Here is a 19,226-nt window from a genome sequence, read left to right as displayed (position 1 = left end):
AGCCACAGCCAAGGGCTGCGCTGTACCTGTGGGAGCGGGTTTACCCGCGAAGAGGCCGGAGCAGGTTTAAAAATCAGCCACGGGCCTTGGCAATGATCTCGATGTACTCCGCCGCATTGCGCTGGTCGGCGATCTGCTCGACAAAGGTCTTGCCATGCTCGTCCTTGCCATCCAGGTCCAGCCCGGCTTCGATGAAGAAGCCGACAAAGCGCTCGAAATCGTCGATGCGCAGGCCACGGTACGCCTTGACCAGCTTGTGCAGCGACGGCGAGGTCACGCCATCGGCCGGCTCGAACTGAAGGAATGCCTTGATGTAGTCGTCGCTGATCTCGTCACCGATTACCTGTTTCTTGTCTTTACGCATTGCCGACTCCAACTGGACCATCACGAAATTTCCAAGGCCGGCAGTGTACCCCCCGCAGGCCGGGCGCCTCAACGCGTACGTACGGTACCGGTGTGCAGGTCGGCCCAGACGTGGCCGTTGGCGTACGTGAGGAACTGCACATACAGTGTCTCGTTGCGCAGCAGGTCCATGATCACGCGGTAGTCGCTGAGCGGGTAGTTCAGGCTCAAGGTGCGGGTTTTCTCGTCGTAGACGGGTTTCTTCAGGCTCTTGGCCGCTTCACCGTCAAAGGTCAGTAGCACCTGGGCGATGGTCGCGCCCTTGCTCAGCGGCTTGCCCTTGAGGCGCACCTGCAACGACGAGGTGATCGGGATCGGCTGCTGGTCGGACTGGCGCTGGGTACCCACCACCACCGAGTAGTCGGTCACTTGCAGCAATTGCTGGCCGGTCGGCGCTTCCTGGCGCAGTGACTGGTCGTCAGGTGGCAGGAACTGGCTGTGCAGCGGTGCGGCGGCGAGTGGCAGGCTGACCGCCAACAGGAGGGGAAGAAACGCACGCATGTGAGGCTCCTTGAATGAAGGAGCACTCTAGCACGGCCTGCACAGGCTCTTGTAGGAGCGGCCTTGTGTCGCGATGGGCTGCAAAGCGGCACCGGCCATGTTGGTGGCGAAGCTTCAATCGAGGGGCTGCTGCGCAGCCCGATCGCGACACAAGGCCGCTCCTACAGTTGAGTGCGCCGGCCTGACATCAATCGAACTGCGCGATCATCCAGGCCTGGTACTCGGCCACGCCTTCTTCACCTTCGCGCGGCGCCCAGTGCGCATGTTCACCTTCACCCACCGGCCGATACGGCCCAGCCTTGCACTCGAACAGAATGCTGTCCGGCTCCAGCACCACAAGCCCATGGAAGGTTCCAGGCGCCAGGTCCACACCCAGGCAATCGCCGCCCGCCTGCATCACCCGCTTGTCGGTCACAGCGCCCTGCTCGTCGAAGATCAGCAGGCCAAGGCACCCCTTTAGCACGACCAGCGTTTCGGCCTTGTCATCGCTGAGGTGACGATGCGGCGGGATATAGGTGCTCGGTTGCAGCCCGACCGCCATGCGGTGGCAAGGCTCTGCCATCTCATGGAAATTGTGGTGCTGCCGCCCGCGCGGGTTGGCGGCAGCCTGTGCGGCCAGCCCGGCGAACAGCGATTGGTCGATGAACGCGGGCTGGCGCATGATCACAGCCCCTTTACGGCGAAAATGCCGTTGGCGTTGCGCCAGTAGCCTTTGTAGTCCATGCCGTAACCGAAGATGTAGCGGTCGACGCAGGGCAGGCCCACGTAGTTGGCCTTGAGCTCCGGGCTGGCCTTGCGGTCATGGTCCTTGTCGATCAGCACCGCGGTGTGCACCGAGCGCGCACCGGCATGCTTGCAGAACTCGATGATGGCGCTGAGGGTGTGGCCCTCGTCGAGAATGTCGTCGACGATCAGTACGTCACGGTCGATGAACGACACTTCCGGCTTGGCCTTCCAGAACAGTTCGCCGCCGCTGGTCTGGTTGCGGTAGCGGGTGGCGTGCAGGTAGCTGGCTTCCAGTGGGAACTGCAGGTGGGTCAGCAGTTTGCCGGAGAAGATCAGGCCGCCGTTCATCACGCAGAACACCACCGGGTTCTTGTCGTGCAGGTCCTTGCAGATCTGCTCGCCGACTTTGGCGATGGCCGCTTCGACTTCGGCTTCAGTGTACAGGCAGTCAGCTTCACGCATGACTTGACGGATATGCTCGAGATCGGCGGACATGGCGCTCTCCGGGGGTGCATTTTGGAAAAGCGGGCAAAGGTACGCATCCGCTCGTCACAGATCAAGCATTTATGGACTAACGTCCAGAATGACCAGACGACAGCACAGGCTGAATAGATTAATCTAGCGCGGTTTTTTTGCCCGCCTTTCGGAGCCCCCCTATGCCCACTCGTGAGATCCGCCATCCGCTGATCCGCCACAAGCTCGGCCTGATGCGCCGTGCCGATATCAGCACCAAGAATTTTCGCGAACTTGCCCAGGAAGTCGGCGCGCTCCTGACCTACGAAGCCACCCAGGACCTGCCGCTCGAAACCTACGAGATCGACGGCTGGTGCGGCAAGGTGCAAGTTGAAAAAATCGCCGGCAAGAAAATTACCGTGGTGCCGATCCTGCGTGCCGGCATCGGCATGCTCGATGGCGTGCTCAGCCTGATCCCGGGTGCCAAGGTCAGCGCTGTCGGCGTTGCCCGCAACGAGGAAACCCTCGAAGCCCACACCTACCTGGAAAAGCTTGCGCCGGACATCAACCAGCGCCTGGCGCTGATCATCGACCCGATGCTGGCCACCGGCGGTTCGATGGTTGCCACCATCGACCTGCTGAAGAAGGCCGGCTGCAAAGAGATCCGCGCCATGGTTCTGGTCGCCGCGCCAGAAGGCATCGAAGTGGTGGAAAAAGCCCACCCGGACGTGCAGATCTACACCGCCTCGATCGACCAGCGCCTGAACGAACACGGCTACATCGTGCCGGGCCTGGGCGATGCCGGTGACAAGATCTTCGGCACCAAGCAAAAGGACGCCTGACCATGCAGGACGGCTTCAACGACCCGCTCTGGCGCCAGGTCGTTTCGGGCGCGCAGATGCTCTTCGTGGCATTCGGCGCGCTGGTGCTGATGCCACTGATCACCGGCCTAGATCCGAACGTCGCACTGTTCACTGCCGGCATCGGCACCCTGCTGTTCCAGCTGGTCACCGGCCGCCAGGTACCCGTGTTCCTGGCCTCGAGCTTTGCCTTCATCACCCCGATCATCCTCGCCAAGGGCCAGTTCGGGCTGGCCGAGACCATGGGCGGCGTGATGGCCGCAGGTTTCGTGTACACCTTCATGGGCCTGATGGTGAAAATCAAAGGCACCGGTTTCATCGACCGCATGCTGCCGCCGGTGGTGATCGGCCCGGTGATCATCTCCATCGGCCTGGCCATGGCGCCGATCGCCGCCAACATGGCGATGGGCAAGGCCGGTGACGGCAGCGTGCTGCTGCCCTACCAGACCGCCATGATGATCTCGATGCCGGCCCTGCTGACAACGCTGATCGTCGCCGTGTTCGGCAAGGGCATCTTCCGCCTGGTGCCGATCATCGCTGGCGTGCTGGTGGGCTTTGCCCTGTCGTTCGCCTTTGGCGTGGTCGACACTGCCAAGATCGCCGCCGCACCGTGGCTGGAGGTGCCCAACTTCACCGCACCAGCGTTCAACTGGCAGGCCATCCTGTTCATCGTCCCGGTTGCCCTGGCACCGGCGATCGAGCATATCGGCGGGGTGATCGCGGTCGGCAGCGTTACGGGCCGCGACTACCTGAAAAAGCCTGGCCTGCACCGCACCCTGCTGGGTGACGGCCTGGCCACCACGGCAGCCGGCCTGTTTGGCGGCCCGCCCAACACCACCTATGCCGAAGTCACCGGCGCGGTGATGCTGACCAAGAACTACAACCCGAAGATCATGACCTGGGCGGCGGTCTTCGCCATCACCCTCGCCTTCATCGGCAAGTTCGGTGCATTGCTGCAAAGCATCCCGGTACCGGTGATGGGTGGCATCCTGTGCCTGCTGTTCGGCTCGATCGCGGCGGTGGGCATGAACACCATGATCCGCCACAAGATCGACCTGTCCGAAGCGCGCAACCTGGTGATCGTGTCGGTCACCCTGGTGTTCGGTATCGGCGGTGTGCTGATCGGCAGCGGTGACGGCCCGGATGACTGGGGCCTGAAGGGCATCGCCCTGTGCGCCATCGTGGCTATCGCGCTGAACCTGATCTTGCCGGGTAATGATGGCTGGAAGCAAAAGAAGCTGGACGATCAGCTTTGACCTGACCTGGCCCCTTCGCGGGTGAACCCGCTCCCACAGGCATTGTACAAAACCTGTGGGAGCGGGTTTACCCGCGAAGAGGCCGGCAAAGGCAACCTGACAATCAGGCCTTTTCGCACATGTCGGCCAACACCCTCACCCACTCCGGGTGATCATTCAGGCAAGGCACCAGCACCAGCTCCTGCCCGCCAGCCTCGACAAACTGCTCGCTGCCGCGCATGCCGATTTCTTCCAGCGTCTCGATGCAATCTGCAACGAACGCAGGGCACATAACCAGCAACCGCTTCACTCCGGCCTTGGCCAGTTCGTCCAGCCGGGTTTCGGTGTAGGGTTCGATCCACTTGTCGCGCCCGAGGCGCGACTGGAACGATACCGACCACTTGCCGTCCGGTATGCCCAGCTTCTGCGCAAAAGCCTTGGCCGTGGCCAGACACTGCCCGCGATAACACACCGCACGCACCTCGGCACTGGCACCTTCGCAACAATCCGCCGCGCGCAGGTCATGCTTGCCGGCCGGGTAGAGCTTCTTTAGGTGCCGCTCCGGCAAACCATGAAAGCTCAGCAACAGGTGATCGTAGTCCTGCTCCAGGTAAGGCCTGGCGCTGGCCGCCAGTGCCTCGATGTAATCCGGGTGTTCGTAGAATGGTTGCAGCACGCGCATCTGCAACGGCAGCTGGCGCTCGCTGATCGTCTGCCTGGCCAGCTCCACCACCGTGGTCACCGTGCTGTCGGCAAACTGTGGATACAGCGGTGCCAAGGTCACCTTGCGTACACCCTGGGCCGCCAGGCGCTCGAGCACTTCGGGCAAGGCCGGCTGGCCATAGCGCATGGCAATCTCCACCGGGCCATGGGGCCAGTGCTCGACCATCGCCGCCTGCAGGCGACGGGTCAGCACTACCAACGGCGAGCCCTCTTCCCACCAGATAGAGCCATAGGCATGGGCCGACTGTTCCGGGCGCTTGATCAGGATCAGCGACACCAGCAGCCGCCGAAGCGGCCACGGCAGGTCGACCACATAGGGATCCATCAGAAACTGGTTGAGGTAGCGGCGTACATCGGCCACCGATGTGGAGGCCGGGGAACCCAGGTTGACCAGCAGCAGGGCGTGATCGGTCATGCAGCATCCTATGTCAGAGGCGGCTGGACAGGTTGTCCAGGGCCGATTGCAGATCGTTGAAGCGGAAGGTGAAGCCTGCCGCCAGCAAGCGTACCGGGCGGGCGCGCTGGCCGCCGAGCAGCAGGGTCGACAGCTCACCCAGCCCGGCCTTTAGCAGCAGTGCCGGCACTGGCAGCAACGCCGGCCGGTGCAAGGTGCGGCCCAGGCACCTGGCGAACTCGCGGTTGCGCACCGGCTCGGGGGCGCAGGCATTATAAGGACCGCTGGCATCCTTGTGCTGCAAGAGAAAATCAATAAGGGCGATCTGGTCGTCTATATGGACCCAGGGCATCCACTGCCGCCCGTCGCCCAAAGGCCCGCCCAGCCCCAATTTGAAGGGCAGGCGCAGACGCGACAAAAAGCCGCCATCACTTGCCAGTACCAAACCGGTTCGCACCAGTACAACGCGAATGCCCTGGGCCTGTGAACGCATGGCCGTCTCCTCCCAGGCAATGCACAGCTGGCTGGCGAAATCTTCGCGCACCGGCGGTGAAGCCTCGGACAGCTCGCGTTCGCCGCCGTCTCCGTACCAACCCACCGCAGAGCCGGAAATCAGCACTTCCGGGCGCTGCTCACGGCTGCCCAGCCAAGCCAGCAACTGCTCGGTGAGGGTAACGCGGCTGGCCCACAGCAGGTTGCGCCGGGCCGCCGTCCAAGGCCGGTCGGCAATTGGCGCGCCGGCCAGGTTGATCACCGCATCCAGCTGATCATCCGGCTCCAGTTGCTCCAGGCGTGCGATGCCGCGCACGCCAGCCCCACAAATTTTCGGCACCTGCTCAGGTCGCCGGCTCCATACCGTCAGGCGATGACCCTGGCCGAGCCAGTACTGACACAGGTGCTTGCCAATCAACCCAGTGCCGCCTGTCAGCAATATATGCATGGCTGTGTCCTCGCAGAATGCGGCGGTGGTCTATTTTTAACAGCAAGGCACTTTTTTGACCCGACGCTCTCGGATAAACATAGGCCAAGCTGCCTGCCAACACGGAATAACCTTATACAAAATTTTAGCATTGTACAGGTTTGCCTGACAGCGTAGTCTGCTTACAGCAAGGTTTGAAGAGGCCATCATGACAGTACCTATCGCCATAATCGGGGCCGGTATCGCCGGTCTGTCAGCCGCCCAGGCCTTGCAGAAGGCCGGGCAATCCGTGCATTTGTTCGACAAAGGCCACGGCAGTGGCGGGCGCATGGCCAGCAAGCGCAGCGAAGCTGGCGCGCTGGACCTCGGCGCCCAGTATTTCACTGCCCGTGACCGGCGCTTCGTCGAGCAGGTACAGCAGTGGGTTGCCGCTGGTTGGGCCGAGCAATGGAAGCCACAGCTGTACAACTACCGCGATGGTGAACTCACCCCGTCCCCCGACGAGCAGACACGCTGGGTGGGCGTGCCGCGCATGAGTGCAATCACCCGCGGCCTGCTCAAGGATGTGACGGTCAACTTCGGCTGCCGCATCGCCGAAGTGTTCCGCGGCAAGCAATACTGGCACCTGCAGGACACCGAAGGCTGCAGCCATGGCCCCTACAGCCGCGTCGTGATTGCTGTGCCGGCACCGCAGGCCACGCCGCTGCTGGCCTCTACCCCAAAACTCGCTGCCGTGGCCGCAGGTGTGCAGATGGAGCCCACCTGGGCTGTCGCCCTGGCCTTCCAGGCCCCGCTGGACACCCCGATGCAAGGCTGCTTCGTACAGGACAACCCGCTCGACTGGCTGGCCCGCAACCGCAGCAAGCCCGGGCGTGACGAGCAGCTGGATACCTGGGTACTGCACGCCACCTCGGACTGGAGCCGTCAACACATCGACCTGCCCAAGGAAGAAGTGATCGAACAGCTGTGGGGCGAGTTTGCCGAGCTGGTCGGCTGCGTGGTACCAGCCCCTACATTTGCCCTGGCTCACCGCTGGCTGTATGCCCGCCCGAGCAGCAACCATGAATGGGGCGCGCTGGCCGATGCAGACCAAGGCTTGTACGCCTGCGGCGACTGGTGCTTGTCCGGCCGCGTCGAAGGCGCCTGGCTCAGTGGCCAGGAAGCAGCGCGTCGGCTGCTCGAACACCTCGAATAGAGCTATACAAAAAAACCGGTTTGCATAACTTCTGGGTTGTGCTGCAATAAACCTGTACAACTTTGTAGTCTAGTACAAGTTTTATTGGAGACAGCCCATGCACGACTCATTTGCCCACAGCAAGCCGCGTATCGCCATCAGCGCCTGCCTGACCGGGCATAGCGTGCGCTATAACGGTGGCCACAAGGCCTCCGACTTGTGCCGTATGCAGCTCGAGGAACATTTCGACTGGTTGCCGGTGTGCCCGGAGGTGGCCATCGGCCTGGGTGTACCGCGTGACCCGATTCGCCTGGTCGGCGACCCCAGCCGGCCCGAAGTGGTAGGCACCCGCAACCCCGGCATGGACCTGACCGGCCCACTGCGCAGCTATGGCGAGCAAATGGCGGCCGAGCTCGACGATATCTGCGGCTACATCTTCATGCAGAAATCGCCTTCCTGTGGCCTGGAGCGGGTCAAGGTGTACCAGGACAATGGCCACCCGGCCTTCCACAGTGGGCGGGGCGTGTATGCCCAGGCGTTCTGCGCACGGCGCCCGGACCTGCCGGTGGAGGAAGAAGGCCGCCTGCACGACCCTGTGCTGCGCGAGAATTTCATCAGCCGCGTGTATGCCTACGCCGACTGGCAGCGCCTGCTGGCCGAAGGCCTGAGCCGTGGCGCCCTGGTGCGCTTCCACTCGCGCTACAAGTATTTGCTGATGGCCAACAACCCGCAGGCCTACCGCAGCCTGGGGCGCCTGCTTGGCGGCATGAGCAAGGACGACGACCCGCAAAGTATCGGCCCGCGCTATTTCAGCCAACTGATGCAGGCTCTGCGCCGCTGTGCCAGCCGTGGCACTCACTGCAACGTGCTGCAGCACCTGAGCGGCTACTTCAAGGACACCCTCACACCACAGGACAAAGCCGAGCTGCAAACCATCATTGGCCAATACCAGCAAGGCGTGGTGCCGCTGGTAGTGCCGCTTACCTTGCTCAAGCACCATTTGCGCAAACACCCCGACCCGTATCTGCAGCAGCAGGCCTACCTGCAGCCGCATCCCGAAAGCCTGGGCCTGCGCAATGCCGTCTGAAATCCTGCTGCCCATCGGCGAGCTGGCTCGCCGCACGGGCGTCAATCCCGTCACCCTGCGCGCCTGGGAGCGCCGCTACGGCCTGCTCAAGCCCCAGCGTACCGCCAAGGGCCATCGCCTGTATCCGCTGGAACAAGTCGAACGCGTCGAGGCGATCCTCGCCTGGCTGCAGCGCGGTGCCTCCGTCAGCCAGGTACGCGAGCTGCTCGACAAACCGGCCAGCACACCGCCCAAAGGCGACTGGCAAGCCCGGCAGTTCCAACTGATCGAGGCTATCGCTACGCTGTCACAGCGCGCCCTGGACCAGCAGCTCAACCAGGCCATGGCCCTTTACCCGGCCGTCACCCTATGCGAGCAATTGCTGTTGCCGCTGCTCGACCTCCTCGACCTGCGCTGGCGCAGCTATTTCAATGCACGGCTGGAGCAGGTGTTTTTCCACAGCTGGCTGCGCAGCAAGCTGGGCGCCCGGGTCTACCACGACAACCAGCTGCTGCAAGGCCCTGTCATCTTGCTGGCCGAAGACAGTGAACACACCTTCAGCCCTGGCTTGTGGTTGTGCGCCTGGCTGTTCACCAGCAACGGCGTGCCGGTCGAAGTGCTGGAGCACACCATTGGCGGCGCGCACCTGCAACGCGCCGTCACCATGCTCAAGCCGCGTGCCGTGCTCCTGCACCTGGGGCCACGACTCGATGACAAGGTGCTGCAACGCCTGCCCGTACCGACCCTGGCCGGCGGGCCGATGCTGGCGCTGCACGAAGCCCGGCTGCGCGCCCTCCGCCTGCCCAACCTCGAACTGTTCGATACCCCACAGGCGGCATTGCGTTTGCTGCAAGCCCATGGCCGCCAGCCTGGAGAGATGACCGCACCATGCACCTGACCTGGCTGCGCAGCGACCTGCGCATCGATGACAACACCGCGCTCGCCGCCGCCAGCGAGCGCGGGCCGACCCTTGCCCTGTGGCTGGTCAGCCCCGGGCAATGGCTGGCCCATGACGACGCCGCGTGCAAAGTGGACTTCTGGCTGCGCAACCTGCGCGACCTGCGCCAGTCGCTGGAGCGCCTGAACATACCTCTGCTGATCCGCAGGATCGACATCTGGGACCAGGCGCCGCAGGCCGTGCTAGACGTCTGCCGCCAACATCAGGTGCAAAGCGTGCACTGGAACGAGGAGTACGGCATCAACGAGCAACGCCGCGACGACGCTACCCGCGCGCTGCTGGAAAAGTCGTCCATCCAGGCCCACAGCCATCTCGACCAGCTGTTGTTCCGGCCGGGCACCATCCTTACCCGCAGCGGTGACTACTTCCAGGTGTTCAGCCAGTTCAAGAAGAACTGCCTGGAGCACCTGCACCGAGGCCTCCCAGCCCTGGCCCACCGGGTAAAACGCCAGGCACCACTGCAGATCACCAGCGACCCGATCCCTGAGCACGTGGACGGTTTCGAAAAACCCGCGCAAACACTGCGCGACCACTGGCCGGCCGGCGAAGCCGAAGCGCAGGCGCGGCTGGCCCGCTTTCTCGACGAAACCATCGACGACTACCACCAGCTGCGTGACTTGCCTGCCAAGCCCGGTACCAGCCAGCTCTCCACCTACCTGGCCGCTGGCGTGATCTCGCCGCGCCAGTGCCTGCACGGCGCCCTGGCCAGCAACCGCGGTGAGTTCGACAGCGGCAGCAGTGGCGTGCAAACCTGGGTCAACGAGCTGCTCTGGCGCGAATTCTACAAACACATCCTGGCCGGTTATCCACAGGTCTCGCGTCACCGCGCCTTCCGCGCCCAGACCGAAGCCCTGCCCTGGCGCGACGCACCGGCCGACCTCGAAGCCTGGGAACAGGGCCGAACCGGCTTCCCCATCATCGACGCCGCCATGCGCCAGCTGCTGGATACCGGGTGGATGCACAACCGCCTGCGCATGATCGTGGCCATGTTCCTCAGCAAGAACCTGCTGATCGACTGGCGCAAGGGCGAGCGACATTTCATGCGCCACCTGATAGACGGCGACCTGGCCGCCAACAACGGCGGCTGGCAGTGGAGCGCGTCCACTGGCACCGACGCGGTGCCCTATTTCCGCATCTTCAACCCGGTTACGCAGTCGCAGCGTTTCGACCCGCAGGGGCGTTTCATTCGGCACTGGCTGCCGGAATTGCAAAGGCTGGATGAAAAAGCTATTCATCTTCCCTTAATATCAGCCGATCTTTTTGCCAGACAATCCTACTACCGTCCAATCGTCGATCTCGACAGCAGTCGCCAGCGCGCACTGGAGGCATTCAAGAACCTCCCGCGCCGGCAGGATCAGAGGGCAGCATCTTGAACAACGCACGCAGTATCTGGGTGACGGGAGCAGGCAATGGACTAGGCCTGGCGTTAGTGGAGGGGTTGCTCCGGCAAGGACACCGGGTAGCTGCAAGCGGCAAGCATGGCGAGGCACTGGATGCCTTGGCTGCACGCTATGGCAGCCAGCTGTTGCGCTTGCCTTGGCAGTTGCACGAAGAACATCAGGCGGCCCAGGCCTGCCAGCAGATTTGCCATGCCTGGTGCGCGCTGGACGGCTTGATCATCAACGCCGGTACCAGCGATTACCTGGCGGACAATGTGGCGGACAGCGAGTTGTTCGAGGCTATCGTCACTGGCAACCAGCTGGCCGGCGAGCATTGCCTGGCCAGTGCGCTGCCGTTGCTGGCGAAGGGCGACTCATCGCAGGTGATGGCGGTGTTCAACCGTTATTCGGCGTTGCAGTTGCATGCACCGACGCAGGTGACTGCGGGCTGGAACAATATGCCGCAATGGATGCGCGAGCAGCGTCAGGCGCTGAAGGCGCAAGGGGTTGAGCTGACCGTGGTGGGGCCGCAGTCGTTGAAGACGCCTGTGACATCGGCGCAGGCGATACCGGAGGCGTGGACGCCGCAGCAAGCGGCAGAAGAGCTGCTGCTGCGGTGGCCACAGAGGGAACCTGAGCTGGTGCTGGAGGTTTTGGAGCTCAGTAGCCTGTGGCCGTTGATGCGATAGCATCTGATATCGGCATCGCCTTCTTCGCGGGTAAACCCGCTCCCACAGGACTCCCTGCACCTTGAGTCCAGTGATATACCTGTGGGAGCGGGTTCACCCGCGAAGAGGCCGGCCCAGGAGAGCTCAGAGCGCCATGCGGTAATGCAGGCTGTAGCTCTCCACCCCATCGTTGGGCTGCTTGATGCCTGCGTTGGAATAGTGAATCGCCCGCACGCCAATCTCATGCCCACCGGCAAAGCGCAATCCAAAGCCGATACGGTCTTCGAACTGGAATGACGAGCCCAGCTCGTTGTCTTCCAGTTCGGTACTGGAGAACGCCGCAACGCCGATCCCCGCCTCGATGTAAGGCTTCACCGACTCCCCGGCAAACTCATAAACAAACACTGGCGCAAACGACAGGCTGTGGTTGCTGGCCGTCTCGTCACCATCCCAGTAGCTATAAGCCCCATCCCAATAACCGGTCAGGCGACCCACGCTGGTCTGCCACCAGCTCGCGTCCCAGTTCGATTGCAGCCCCAGCCGGTAGACCATGGTCGAGTCGCCGGTCTGCCCCACCGAAAACGAAACGTCAGCAGCTTGCGCCGACAGCGCTTGCCCCAAGGTAAAGGCAGCAACCGCCGCCAAGCCGAGCAGCTTCTTCATGAGCAACATCCTTCTTTGCTGTTATTGGTGTCCGCCTTAGGTCAGGCAAAGCGGTAGAAAGCGGCACTGGTACGATAGTTCAGGTGCTTTTCACATTTTTTTCACAGCGGAAAGCTTTGCACACTGTCGGACTGATGCCACAGCAAAGGTAGGATTTTTCTTAGCGACTGTGGGTCAGCGCTGGTCCAGAACCGGGTAGCACCTGCCGGCCCATCGGCCAACAGGTCATGCGCCCCCAATAGTCGCTGCAGCTGACGCGCCACTGCGGCGCCGGTGTCGATGATGGCCACATCGGCTGGCACCATCTCGGCCAGCAACGGGCGCAGGAAGGGGTAATGAGTGCAGCCGAGGATCAGCGTGTCGCAACCCGCCGCCAGCAGCGGCTGCACGTAGCCCGACAGCAGCTGACGCAGCGCCGGGCTGACCAGGTCGCCGGTCTCGATCCGCTCGACCAGGCCCGGGCAAGGCTGGGTGATGACCTGTACGTCGTTGGCGAAGCGGTCAAGCAAGGCGGCGAACTTGGCGCTTTGCAGGGTACCAGTGGTGGCCAGCACCCCGACCACGCCCGAGCGCGTGGCCGCGGCAGCGGGCTTCACCGCTGGCTCCATGCCCACCAGCGGCCAGAGCGGATACAACTCGCGCAAATCGGCGACTGCCGCCACCGTGGCGGTGTTACACGCAAGCACCATGGCCTTGGCGCCTTGTTCATGGAAGAACCCGGCAATGCGCCGCAGACGCTCGCGGATGTAATCGGGTGATTTCTCGCCATAGGGCACGTGGCCACAATCGGCCACGTACAGCAGCGTCTCGTTCGGCAGCAGGCGCTGGATCTCGGCGAGCACCGACAAGCCGCCGACCCCGGAGTCCATCACGCCGACCGGCGCCGAGCGCTCAGCCATCGCGCTGGCCGCAGACCGCACAGGCCGGGTCGCGCTTGACCCGCAATTCGCGGATACGAGTGCCGAGAGCATCGATCAACAGCAGGCGGCCGACCAGCGGCTCGCCGAACCCGGCCAGCAGCTTCATCGCCTCCAGCGCCTGCAGGCTGCCCACCAGCCCCACCAGCGGGCCGATCACGCCGGCTTCGCTGCAGGTCAGTTCGGCTTCGCTGCCATGACCGTACAGGCAGTGGTAGCAGGGGCTGTAGTCACGCCGTGGGTCGAATACCGACAACTGCCCTTCCAGGCGGATCGCCGCACCGCTGACCAGCGGCTTGCCAGCCGCGACACAGGCGGCGTTGACCGCCTCGCGAGTACCGAAATTGTCGGAGCAGTCCAGCACCAGGTCGACCGCTGCCACAGCGGCTGCCAGCGAGTCCTCGTCCAGAGCCTGGCGATGGGCAACCAGGCTGATTTCCGGGTTGATCGCCTGCAAGCGCTGCAAGGCCGAATCGACCTTGCTCATGCCGACGCTGGCACTGTCGTGGATCACCTGGCGTTGCAGGTTGGTCAGGTCGACGGTATCGAAGTCGGCCAGGTGCAGCTCACCCACCCCGGCAGCGGCCAGGTACAAGGCAACTGGCGAGCCAAGGCCACCGAGCCCGACGATCAGCGCCTTGCTCTGCTTGAGCCGCAACTGGCCGTCGATGTCGATCTGGGCCAGCAATACCTGCCGGCTGTAACGCAGCAGTTCCTGATCACTCAGCATGGCAGGCGCCCCAGGGTAATGCGTTCATGGCCGCCCAGGTCCGTGCGGCTGGCGACCTCGATGAAGCCTTGTTCAGCCAGCAAGGCGCGCACCGCCGCTGCCTGATCGTAGCCGTGTTCCAGCAGCAACCAGCCACCCGGCACCAGGTGCACGGGGGCCTGGGCCGCGATTACGCGCAAGTCGTCCAGGCCATCGGCGCCGGCCACCAGCGCGCTGCTGGGTTCGAAGCGTACATCACCGGCGACCAGGTGCGGGTCTGCGGCGGCGATGTAGGGCGGGTTGCTGACAATCAGGTCGAAACGCTCGCCGGCCAGGCTGTCGAACCAGTGGCTGAGCCGTACCTGGGCGTTCGCCAGGCCCAGGCGCTGGCGGTTGCGCTCGGCCAGGGCGGCGGCCTCCTCCACCCGGTCCACTGCAGTCACCTGCCAGGCCGGGCGATCGCTGGCCAGGGCCAGGGCGATGGCGCCGGTGCCGGTGCCCAGGTCAAGGACCTTGGCCGGCGTGGCGGGTTGCAGCTCAAGCGCGGCTTCGACCAGCAGCTCGGTATCCGGCCGCGGGATCAGAGTATGCGGTGCCACCTCCAGGTCGATCTTCCAGAAGCCCTGCAGCCCAAGAATATAGGCAACCGGCTCGCCGCCACGGCGGCGCTGCAGGTAGCCGGCATAGGTCTCGGCATCTTCGCTGCTGACGATTCGCTCGGGCCAGGTGTGCAGGTAGCTGCGCGACTTGCCGATGGCCGCGGCCAACAGCAGCTCGGCATCCAGCCGCTCGGTGGGCGATTCTGGCAACTGCGCGTTGCGCAGCAGGCTGGCGATGATGGTCATCAGTCCCCCAGGGCGGCCAGTTGATCGGCCTGGTATTCGGCCAGCAGCGGTTCGATCACCGCCTCCACGCCGCCGGCGAGGATGTCGTCCAGCGAGTACAGGGTCAGGTTGATGCGGTGGTCGGTCACCCGGCCCTGTGGATAATTGTACGTACGGATGCGCTCGGAACGGTCACCCGAGCCGACCAGCAGCTTGCGCTCGGTGGCGATGGCGTTCTGCGCGGCGCTGGTCTGCATGTCGTTGAGCTTGGCCGACAGCCAGGACATGGCGCGGGCGCGGTTCTTGTGCTGCGAGCGCTCTTCCTGGCACTCGACCACGATACCGGTGGGCAAGTGGGTGATACGGATCGCCGAGTCGGTCTTGTTGACGTGCTGGCCGCCGGCACCGGATGCGCGGTAGGTGTCCACGCGCAGGTCGGCCGGGTTGATCTCGATGGCCGCCTGTTCGTCCGGCTCGGGCAGTACCGCCACGGTGCATGCGGAGGTGTGGATACGGCCCTGGGATTCGGTCTCGGGCACGCGCTGTACGCGGTGCGCGCCAGACTCGAACTTGAGCTTGCCGTACACACTCTCGCCTTCGACGCGGGCGATGATTTCCTTGTAGCCGCCGTGCTCGCCTTCGTTCTCGGAGAGGATTTCCAGGCGCCAGCCACGCTTTTCGGCGTAGCGCGAATACATGCGGAACAGGTCGCCGGAGAAGATCGCCGCCTCGTCGCCACCGGTGCCGGCACGGATCTCGAGGAACACGTTACGGCCGTCGTTGGGGTCCTTGGGCAACAGCATGCGTTGCAGCTGCGACTCCAGCGTCAGCAGTTGTTCCTTGGCTTCACGCACTTCTTCCACGGCCATTTCGCGCAGGTCCGGGTCACTGTCCTTGAGCAGCGCCTGGGCACCTTCGAGGTCGTCCTGGACTTTGCGCCACTCTTTATAAGCAGCGTAGACCGGCTCGACTTCGGCGTATTCACGAGAATAGGCGCGAAAGCGCGTCTGGTCGGAAATGACCTCGGCATCACCGAGCAGTGCGGTGAGTTCTTCGAAGCGGTCCTGGAGGATTTCCAGTTTGTTCAGCAGCGACGCTTTCATTGCGGGGATTTGTCCGTCGAGCCCTCGTTGAGGGCAAAGAGTTCCTGGGCCATGGCCAGCGCATCGAGGCGGCCCTCGGCCGAGAGCCTTTTCAATTGCACGCTGGGCGCGTGCAGGAGTTTGTTGGTCAGCCCCCGGGCCAGTTGGGCCAGCACATCTTCGGGGTTGGCGCCGTTGGCCAGCAGCCGCTGGGCCTTTTGCAGTTCTTCGTCGCGCAGGCGCTCGCTTTGTTGGCGATAGGCCTTGAGCACATCCACCGCGGCCAGCTCGCGCAGGCGCAGCATGAAGTCTTCAGCCCCTACCGACACCAGCTCTTCGGCGGCCTGGGCCGCGCCCTGACGACTCTTGAGGTTTTCCGCCACCACGTCGTGCAGGTCATCGACAGTGTACAGGTAGACGTCGTCCAGTTCGCCGACTTCGGTTTCGATATCGCGGGGTACGGCAATGTCGACCATGAAAATCGGCTTATGCCGGCGCTGCTTCAGCGCGCTTTCGACCGCGCCCTTGCCGAGGATCGGCAACTGGCTGGCGGTGGAGCTGATAACGATGTCGCTGTTGGCCAGTTCCTGAGGGATGTCGGCCAGCAGAACGGCGTGCGCACCGAACTGCTCGGCCAGGATGCTGGCCCGCTCCAGGGTACGGTTGGCCACGACGATGCGACGCACGCCCTGCTCATGCAGGTGGCGGGCGACCAGGGTGATGGTTTCGCCAGCGCCGATCAGCAAGGCCTGGCTACGGCCCAGGTCGCTGAAGATCTGCTTGGCCAGGCTGACCGCGGCAAACGCCACCGACACCGGGTTTTCGCCAATGGCGGTGTCGGTACGCACTTGCTTGGCGGCACTGAAGGTGGCCTGGAACAGGCGCCCGAGCAACGGGCCGACGGTGCCGGCCTCGCGCGCCACCGCGTAGGCGGACTTCATCTGGCCGAGGATCTGCGGCTCGCCGAGCACCAGCGAGTCCAGGCCGGAGGCCACCCGCATCATGTGCTTCACCGCCTCGTGCTCTTCGTGCACGTAGGCGCTGGCGCGCAACTCGTCCAGGCTGAGGCGGTGATAGTCGGCGAGCCATTGCAGCACGACATCGGCGGACAGGTGGTCCTGCTCGATATAGAGTTCGCTACGGTTGCAGGTCGACAGGATTGCCGCTTCGCGGCTGGATGTCAGCCGGCAGAGCTGCTGCAGGGCGTCTACCAGCTGCTCTGGGGTAAACGCCACGCGCTCGCGTACGTCTACCGAGGCAGTCTTATGGTTGATACCAAGTGCAAGAAAGGCCATGCAAGGTCGCTGGTTGTGACGGGAAGCCGATAATTGTCCTCTTTCGCAGGTTTCAGGACAACCACCGTTCGCTATTGCGCTGATAGTCAGGTGGTGCACTTCGCGGGTGTTCGGCTTTTCACCATCTTCGCCTTTGAGATCGAGCGCCGCCCGCGCGGCGCTTCGCGGGACAAGCCCGCTCCCACATTTGTTGCAACGTGGCCATGTCTGTTGGAGAGGCGTTGCCAGCTTTGGGGCATGTCTTAAGACAGGTGGGGCGGCGGATGTGTCCACCTCGAGATCGAGTCGGGCCAACAAGGCGGGCAACCATGGCCTGACAAGTTCGGTACGTTGCAACAAATGTGGGAGCGGGCTTGTCCCGCGAAGCGCCGCGCGGGCGGCGCTCGATCTCAAAGGCGCAGAAAGTGTCAAGCCATACACCCGGCACAACCAACCTGCCCGGAACCCTTCCCCCCCTCAAAGGTCGCAGTTAACCAGCCACAGCACAGGTGGGTTTGCCCCCGCGCTTGTGTCATCATGCTCCGACCGCCGGTGAGTCCTCTCAAAGCCTTCTATGAACAAACCATACGCATTGCTGCTTGCCTTCGCCCTGCTCCAGGGCTGCCAGAGCCTGGCCCCGCAAAAAGCCGAGCCTCCCGTCGCCGAGGCCGGCAAGAGCGAGGTGGAAAAGCCCGTGGTGTATGGCTCGTTCAAGCAGGACACGCTCTATAGCCTGCTGGTGGCGGAGCTGGCTGGCCAGCGCAATCGCTTCGACATCGCCCTGGCCAACTACACCGACCAGGCCGCGAAAACCCAAGACCCAGGGGTATCCGAGCGCGCCTACCGCATTGCCGAATACCTCGGCGCCGACGAACCGGCACTGGACAACGCGCTGGTCTGGGCCCGCAACGACCCGCAGAACCTCGACGCCCAGCGCGCCGCTGCCATCCAGCTGGCCCGCGCAGGCCGCTATGACGACTCCATGACGTACATGGAAAAAGTCCTCCAAGGCCAGGGCGACACCCATTTCGATTTCCTCGCCCTGTCCGCCGCCGAAACCGACCAGAGCACCCGCGACGGCCTGCTGCAAAGCTTCGAGCGGCTGCTGGTGAAGTACCCGGACAACAGCCAGCTGGTGTTCGGCAAGGCCCTGCTGCTGAACCAGGACGGCAAGGCCGAAGAAGCCTTGGAGCTGCTCGAGTCGCACCCGCCGCAAAACGGCGAAATCGCCCCGATCCTGCTGCGCGCGCGCCTGCTGCAAGCCCTGGACCGTGGCCCGGAGGCCCTGCCTCTGCTGCGCGGGGCGATTCGCGACAACCCCGACGACAAGCGCCTGCGTCTGACCTACGCCCGCACCCTGGTCGAACAGGACCGCATCGCCGATGCCAAGGGCGAGTTCCTCAGCCTGGTCCAGCAATACCCCGAGGACGACGAGCTGCGCTATTCGCTGGCCCTGGTGTGCCTGGAGAACAAGGACTGGGATGAAGCCGAGGGCTACCTGCAGGAGCTGATCGAACGCGACAGCAACGTCGACGCCGCACACCTGAACCTGGGCCGCATCCGCGAGGAGCGCCACGACCCTGCAGGCGCCCTGCGTGAATACGCCCTGGTCGGCCCCGGCCCCGACTACCTGCCGGCGCAACTGCGCCAGGCCGACATCCTGATTGCCAACGGCCGTGGTACCGAAGCCTCGCGCCTGCTCGCCGATGCCCGCGAAGCCCAGCCGGACTACGCCATCCAGCTGTTCCTGATCGAATCGGAAAGCTATAGCAACAACAACAAGGACACTCAGGCCAGCCAGGTGCTGCAACAAGCCATCCAGCGCTACCCGGACGACCTCAACCTGCTGTACACCCGCGCCATGCTGGCCGAAAAGCGTGACGACCTGCCGCAGATGGAAAAAGACCTGCGTGCCATCATCACCCGCGAGCCGGAAAACGCCATGGCCCTGAACGCCCTCGGCTATACCCTGGCCGACCGCACCACCCGCTACAGCGAAGCCAAGGCGCTGATCGACAAGGCCCATCAGCTGACCCCCGACGACCCGGCGGTACTCGACAGCCTGGGCTGGGTCAATTACCGCCTGGGCAACCTCGACGAGGCTGAAACCTACCTGCGCAAGGCTTTTGCCAGCTTCCCCGACCACGAAGTGGCCGCCCACCTGGGCGAAGTGCTGTGGGCCAACGGCAAGCGACGCGAAGCCCGCCAGGTCTGGGCCAAGGGCTTCGAAGCCCAGGCCGACAGCCCCATCCTGCGCAAGACCCTCCTGCGCCTGACCGGATCCGAGACTCTCTAACGC

The 19,226-nt window shown here is 63.9% G+C and carries 20 protein-coding genes; 8 read left to right on the top strand and 12 right to left on the bottom strand.

Going from position 1 to position 19,226, the window contains the following annotated elements:
* Positions 1–73: 73 nt before the first annotated feature.
* From J5M58_RS14050 to J5M58_RS14035, 4 genes are all read right to left on the bottom strand, one after another.
* Positions 74–364 carry a PA4642 family protein gene (locus tag J5M58_RS14050; RefSeq protein ID WP_112252042.1) on the bottom strand — a complete coding sequence of 97 codons (291 nt, stop codon included), beginning with the start codon at positions 362–364 and terminating at the stop codon, positions 74–76.
* A gap of 68 nt (positions 365–432) precedes the next feature.
* Positions 433–903 (bottom strand): hypothetical protein, encoded by a 471-nt coding sequence (locus J5M58_RS14045; protein WP_112251997.1) that lies wholly within the window; start codon positions 901–903, stop codon positions 433–435.
* A 187-nt stretch (positions 904–1,090) separates the two neighbouring features.
* On the bottom strand, positions 1,091–1,564 hold the full coding sequence (locus J5M58_RS14040; protein ID WP_112251996.1) for a WbuC family cupin fold metalloprotein: 474 nt from the start codon (positions 1,562–1,564) through the stop codon (positions 1,091–1,093).
* 2 nt (positions 1,565–1,566) lie between these two features.
* Positions 1,567–2,124 carry a hypoxanthine-guanine phosphoribosyltransferase gene (locus J5M58_RS14035; RefSeq protein ID WP_003256346.1) on the bottom strand — a complete coding sequence of 186 codons (558 nt, stop codon included), beginning with the start codon at positions 2,122–2,124 and terminating at the stop codon, positions 1,567–1,569.
* Positions 2,125–2,285: 161 nt separating this feature from the next.
* On the opposite strand from J5M58_RS14035, the gene upp reads away from it, so the two are divergent.
* Together upp and J5M58_RS14025 are read left to right on the top strand one after the other, a co-directional pair.
* Positions 2,286–2,924: a uracil phosphoribosyltransferase gene (gene upp / locus J5M58_RS14030; protein ID WP_011532223.1), complete on the top strand. Its 639-nt coding sequence runs from the start codon at positions 2,286–2,288 to the stop codon at positions 2,922–2,924.
* A 2-nt stretch (positions 2,925–2,926) separates the two neighbouring features.
* Positions 2,927–4,198, top strand: a complete 1,272-nt coding sequence (locus J5M58_RS14025) for a uracil-xanthine permease family protein (protein WP_112251995.1) — start codon at positions 2,927–2,929, stop codon at positions 4,196–4,198.
* Between the two features lie 103 nt (positions 4,199–4,301).
* Here J5M58_RS14025 and hemH read toward each other — a convergent pair whose 3' ends face one another.
* Together hemH and J5M58_RS14015 are read right to left on the bottom strand one after the other, a co-directional pair.
* On the bottom strand, positions 4,302–5,315 hold the full coding sequence (gene hemH, locus J5M58_RS14020) for a ferrochelatase (protein ID WP_207878474.1): 1,014 nt from the start codon (positions 5,313–5,315) through the stop codon (positions 4,302–4,304).
* A gap of 13 nt (positions 5,316–5,328) precedes the next feature.
* Positions 5,329–6,234, bottom strand: a complete 906-nt coding sequence (locus J5M58_RS14015) for a TIGR01777 family oxidoreductase (protein ID WP_112251992.1) — start codon at positions 6,232–6,234, stop codon at positions 5,329–5,331.
* Positions 6,235–6,421: 187 nt separating this feature from the next.
* Here J5M58_RS14015 and J5M58_RS14010 point away from each other — a divergent pair, with 187 nt between their 5' ends.
* From J5M58_RS14010 to J5M58_RS13990, 5 genes are all read left to right on the top strand, one after another.
* On the top strand, positions 6,422–7,408 hold the full coding sequence (locus tag J5M58_RS14010) for an NAD(P)/FAD-dependent oxidoreductase (protein ID WP_112251991.1): 987 nt from the start codon (positions 6,422–6,424) through the stop codon (positions 7,406–7,408).
* Between the two features lie 97 nt (positions 7,409–7,505).
* The gene (locus tag J5M58_RS14005) at positions 7,506–8,474 is read left to right on the top strand and encodes a DUF523 and DUF1722 domain-containing protein (RefSeq protein WP_207878472.1); all 969 of its coding nucleotides are present in this window, start codon (positions 7,506–7,508) and stop codon (positions 8,472–8,474) included.
* Complete coding sequence (locus J5M58_RS14000) at positions 8,464–9,351, top strand: MerR family transcriptional regulator (RefSeq protein ID WP_112251989.1); 888 nt, start codon at positions 8,464–8,466, stop codon at positions 9,349–9,351. Before J5M58_RS14005 ends, J5M58_RS14000 begins: the two co-directional genes overlap by 11 nt.
* Positions 9,342–10,784 (top strand): deoxyribodipyrimidine photo-lyase, encoded by a 1,443-nt coding sequence (phrB, locus tag J5M58_RS13995; RefSeq protein ID WP_207878470.1) that lies wholly within the window; start codon positions 9,342–9,344, stop codon positions 10,782–10,784. Before J5M58_RS14000 ends, phrB begins: the two co-directional genes overlap by 10 nt.
* Complete coding sequence (locus J5M58_RS13990; RefSeq protein ID WP_112251987.1) at positions 10,781–11,479, top strand: SDR family oxidoreductase; 699 nt, start codon at positions 10,781–10,783, stop codon at positions 11,477–11,479. The genes phrB and J5M58_RS13990 overlap by 4 nt, the downstream gene beginning before the upstream one ends.
* A gap of 123 nt (positions 11,480–11,602) precedes the next feature.
* On the opposite strand, the gene J5M58_RS13985 is transcribed toward J5M58_RS13990, so the two are convergent.
* The 6 genes from J5M58_RS13985 to hemA form a co-directional block, all read right to left on the bottom strand.
* Positions 11,603–12,121, bottom strand: a complete 519-nt coding sequence (locus J5M58_RS13985; protein ID WP_112251986.1) for an acyloxyacyl hydrolase — start codon at positions 12,119–12,121, stop codon at positions 11,603–11,605.
* 101 nt (positions 12,122–12,222) lie between these two features.
* Positions 12,223–13,020: a glutamate racemase gene (murI, locus tag J5M58_RS13980; protein WP_112251985.1), complete on the bottom strand. Its 798-nt coding sequence runs from the start codon at positions 13,018–13,020 to the stop codon at positions 12,223–12,225.
* Positions 13,013–13,768, bottom strand: a complete 756-nt coding sequence (locus tag J5M58_RS13975; protein ID WP_112251984.1) for a molybdopterin-synthase adenylyltransferase MoeB — start codon at positions 13,766–13,768, stop codon at positions 13,013–13,015. Before J5M58_RS13975 ends, murI begins: the two co-directional genes overlap by 8 nt.
* Positions 13,762–14,592, bottom strand: coding sequence for a peptide chain release factor N(5)-glutamine methyltransferase (gene prmC / locus J5M58_RS13970; protein WP_207878469.1), 831 nt, complete (start codon positions 14,590–14,592; stop codon positions 13,762–13,764). The genes J5M58_RS13975 and prmC overlap by 7 nt, the downstream gene beginning before the upstream one ends.
* Entirely contained in the window at positions 14,592–15,674 is a 1,083-nt protein-coding gene (gene prfA, locus J5M58_RS13965) for a peptide chain release factor 1 (protein ID WP_013970909.1), read from the bottom strand. The genes prmC and prfA overlap by 1 nt, the downstream gene beginning before the upstream one ends.
* Complete coding sequence (hemA, locus tag J5M58_RS13960; RefSeq protein ID WP_112251983.1) at positions 15,671–16,948, bottom strand: glutamyl-tRNA reductase; 1,278 nt, start codon at positions 16,946–16,948, stop codon at positions 15,671–15,673. The genes prfA and hemA overlap by 4 nt, the downstream gene beginning before the upstream one ends.
* Positions 16,949–17,501: 553 nt before the next feature.
* Between hemA and J5M58_RS13955 the strand changes: the two genes are divergently transcribed.
* A complete protein-coding gene (locus J5M58_RS13955) occupies positions 17,502–19,223 on the top strand; it encodes a tetratricopeptide repeat protein (protein WP_112251982.1) in 1,722 nt (573 codons plus the stop codon).
* Positions 19,224–19,226 lie beyond the last annotated feature (3 nt).

This window comes from Pseudomonas sp. 32_A (assembly GCF_017490905.1).
Classification (GTDB): Bacteria; Pseudomonadota; Gammaproteobacteria; order Pseudomonadales; family Pseudomonadaceae; genus Aquipseudomonas; species Aquipseudomonas inefficax.
The sequence above is the reverse complement of the archived record's forward strand: the minus strand, read 5'-3'. Positions and strand labels throughout refer to the sequence as shown.

Excerpts from the sequence above, each read along its gene's own strand:
- J5M58_RS13975 (WP_112251984.1), bottom strand. The coding sequence starts at position 13,768 with ATGCTGAGTGATCAGGAACTGCTGCGTTACAGCCGGCAGGTATTGCTG.
- J5M58_RS14000 (WP_112251989.1), top strand. The coding sequence starts at position 8,464 with ATGCCGTCTGAAATCCTGCTGCCCATCGGCGAGCTGGCTCGCCGCACG.
- hemH (WP_207878474.1), bottom strand. The coding sequence starts at position 5,315 with ATGACCGATCACGCCCTGCTGCTGGTCAACCTGGGTTCCCCGGCCTCC.
- J5M58_RS14010 (WP_112251991.1), top strand. The coding sequence starts at position 6,422 with ATGACAGTACCTATCGCCATAATCGGGGCCGGTATCGCCGGTCTGTCA.
- prmC (WP_207878469.1), bottom strand. The coding sequence starts at position 14,592 with ATGACCATCATCGCCAGCCTGCTGCGCAACGCGCAGTTGCCAGAATCG.
- prfA (WP_013970909.1), bottom strand. The coding sequence starts at position 15,674 with ATGAAAGCGTCGCTGCTGAACAAACTGGAAATCCTCCAGGACCGCTTC.
- phrB (WP_207878470.1), top strand. The coding sequence starts at position 9,342 with ATGCACCTGACCTGGCTGCGCAGCGACCTGCGCATCGATGACAACACC.
- J5M58_RS14015 (WP_112251992.1), bottom strand. The coding sequence starts at position 6,234 with ATGCATATATTGCTGACAGGCGGCACTGGGTTGATTGGCAAGCACCTG.
- J5M58_RS14050 (WP_112252042.1), bottom strand. The coding sequence starts at position 364 with ATGCGTAAAGACAAGAAACAGGTAATCGGTGACGAGATCAGCGACGAC.
- hemA (WP_112251983.1), bottom strand. The coding sequence starts at position 16,948 with ATGGCCTTTCTTGCACTTGGTATCAACCATAAGACTGCCTCGGTAGAC.
- J5M58_RS13955 (WP_112251982.1), top strand. The coding sequence starts at position 17,502 with ATGAACAAACCATACGCATTGCTGCTTGCCTTCGCCCTGCTCCAGGGC.
- J5M58_RS13985 (WP_112251986.1), bottom strand. The coding sequence starts at position 12,121 with ATGAAGAAGCTGCTCGGCTTGGCGGCGGTTGCTGCCTTTACCTTGGGG.
- J5M58_RS14040 (WP_112251996.1), bottom strand. The coding sequence starts at position 1,564 with ATGCGCCAGCCCGCGTTCATCGACCAATCGCTGTTCGCCGGGCTGGCC.
- J5M58_RS14005 (WP_207878472.1), top strand. The coding sequence starts at position 7,506 with ATGCACGACTCATTTGCCCACAGCAAGCCGCGTATCGCCATCAGCGCC.
- J5M58_RS14035 (WP_003256346.1), bottom strand. The coding sequence starts at position 2,124 with ATGTCCGCCGATCTCGAGCATATCCGTCAAGTCATGCGTGAAGCTGAC.
- J5M58_RS14025 (WP_112251995.1), top strand. The coding sequence starts at position 2,927 with ATGCAGGACGGCTTCAACGACCCGCTCTGGCGCCAGGTCGTTTCGGGC.
- J5M58_RS14045 (WP_112251997.1), bottom strand. The coding sequence starts at position 903 with ATGCGTGCGTTTCTTCCCCTCCTGTTGGCGGTCAGCCTGCCACTCGCC.
- murI (WP_112251985.1), bottom strand. The coding sequence starts at position 13,020 with ATGGCTGAGCGCTCGGCGCCGGTCGGCGTGATGGACTCCGGGGTCGGC.
- upp (WP_011532223.1), top strand. The coding sequence starts at position 2,286 with ATGCCCACTCGTGAGATCCGCCATCCGCTGATCCGCCACAAGCTCGGC.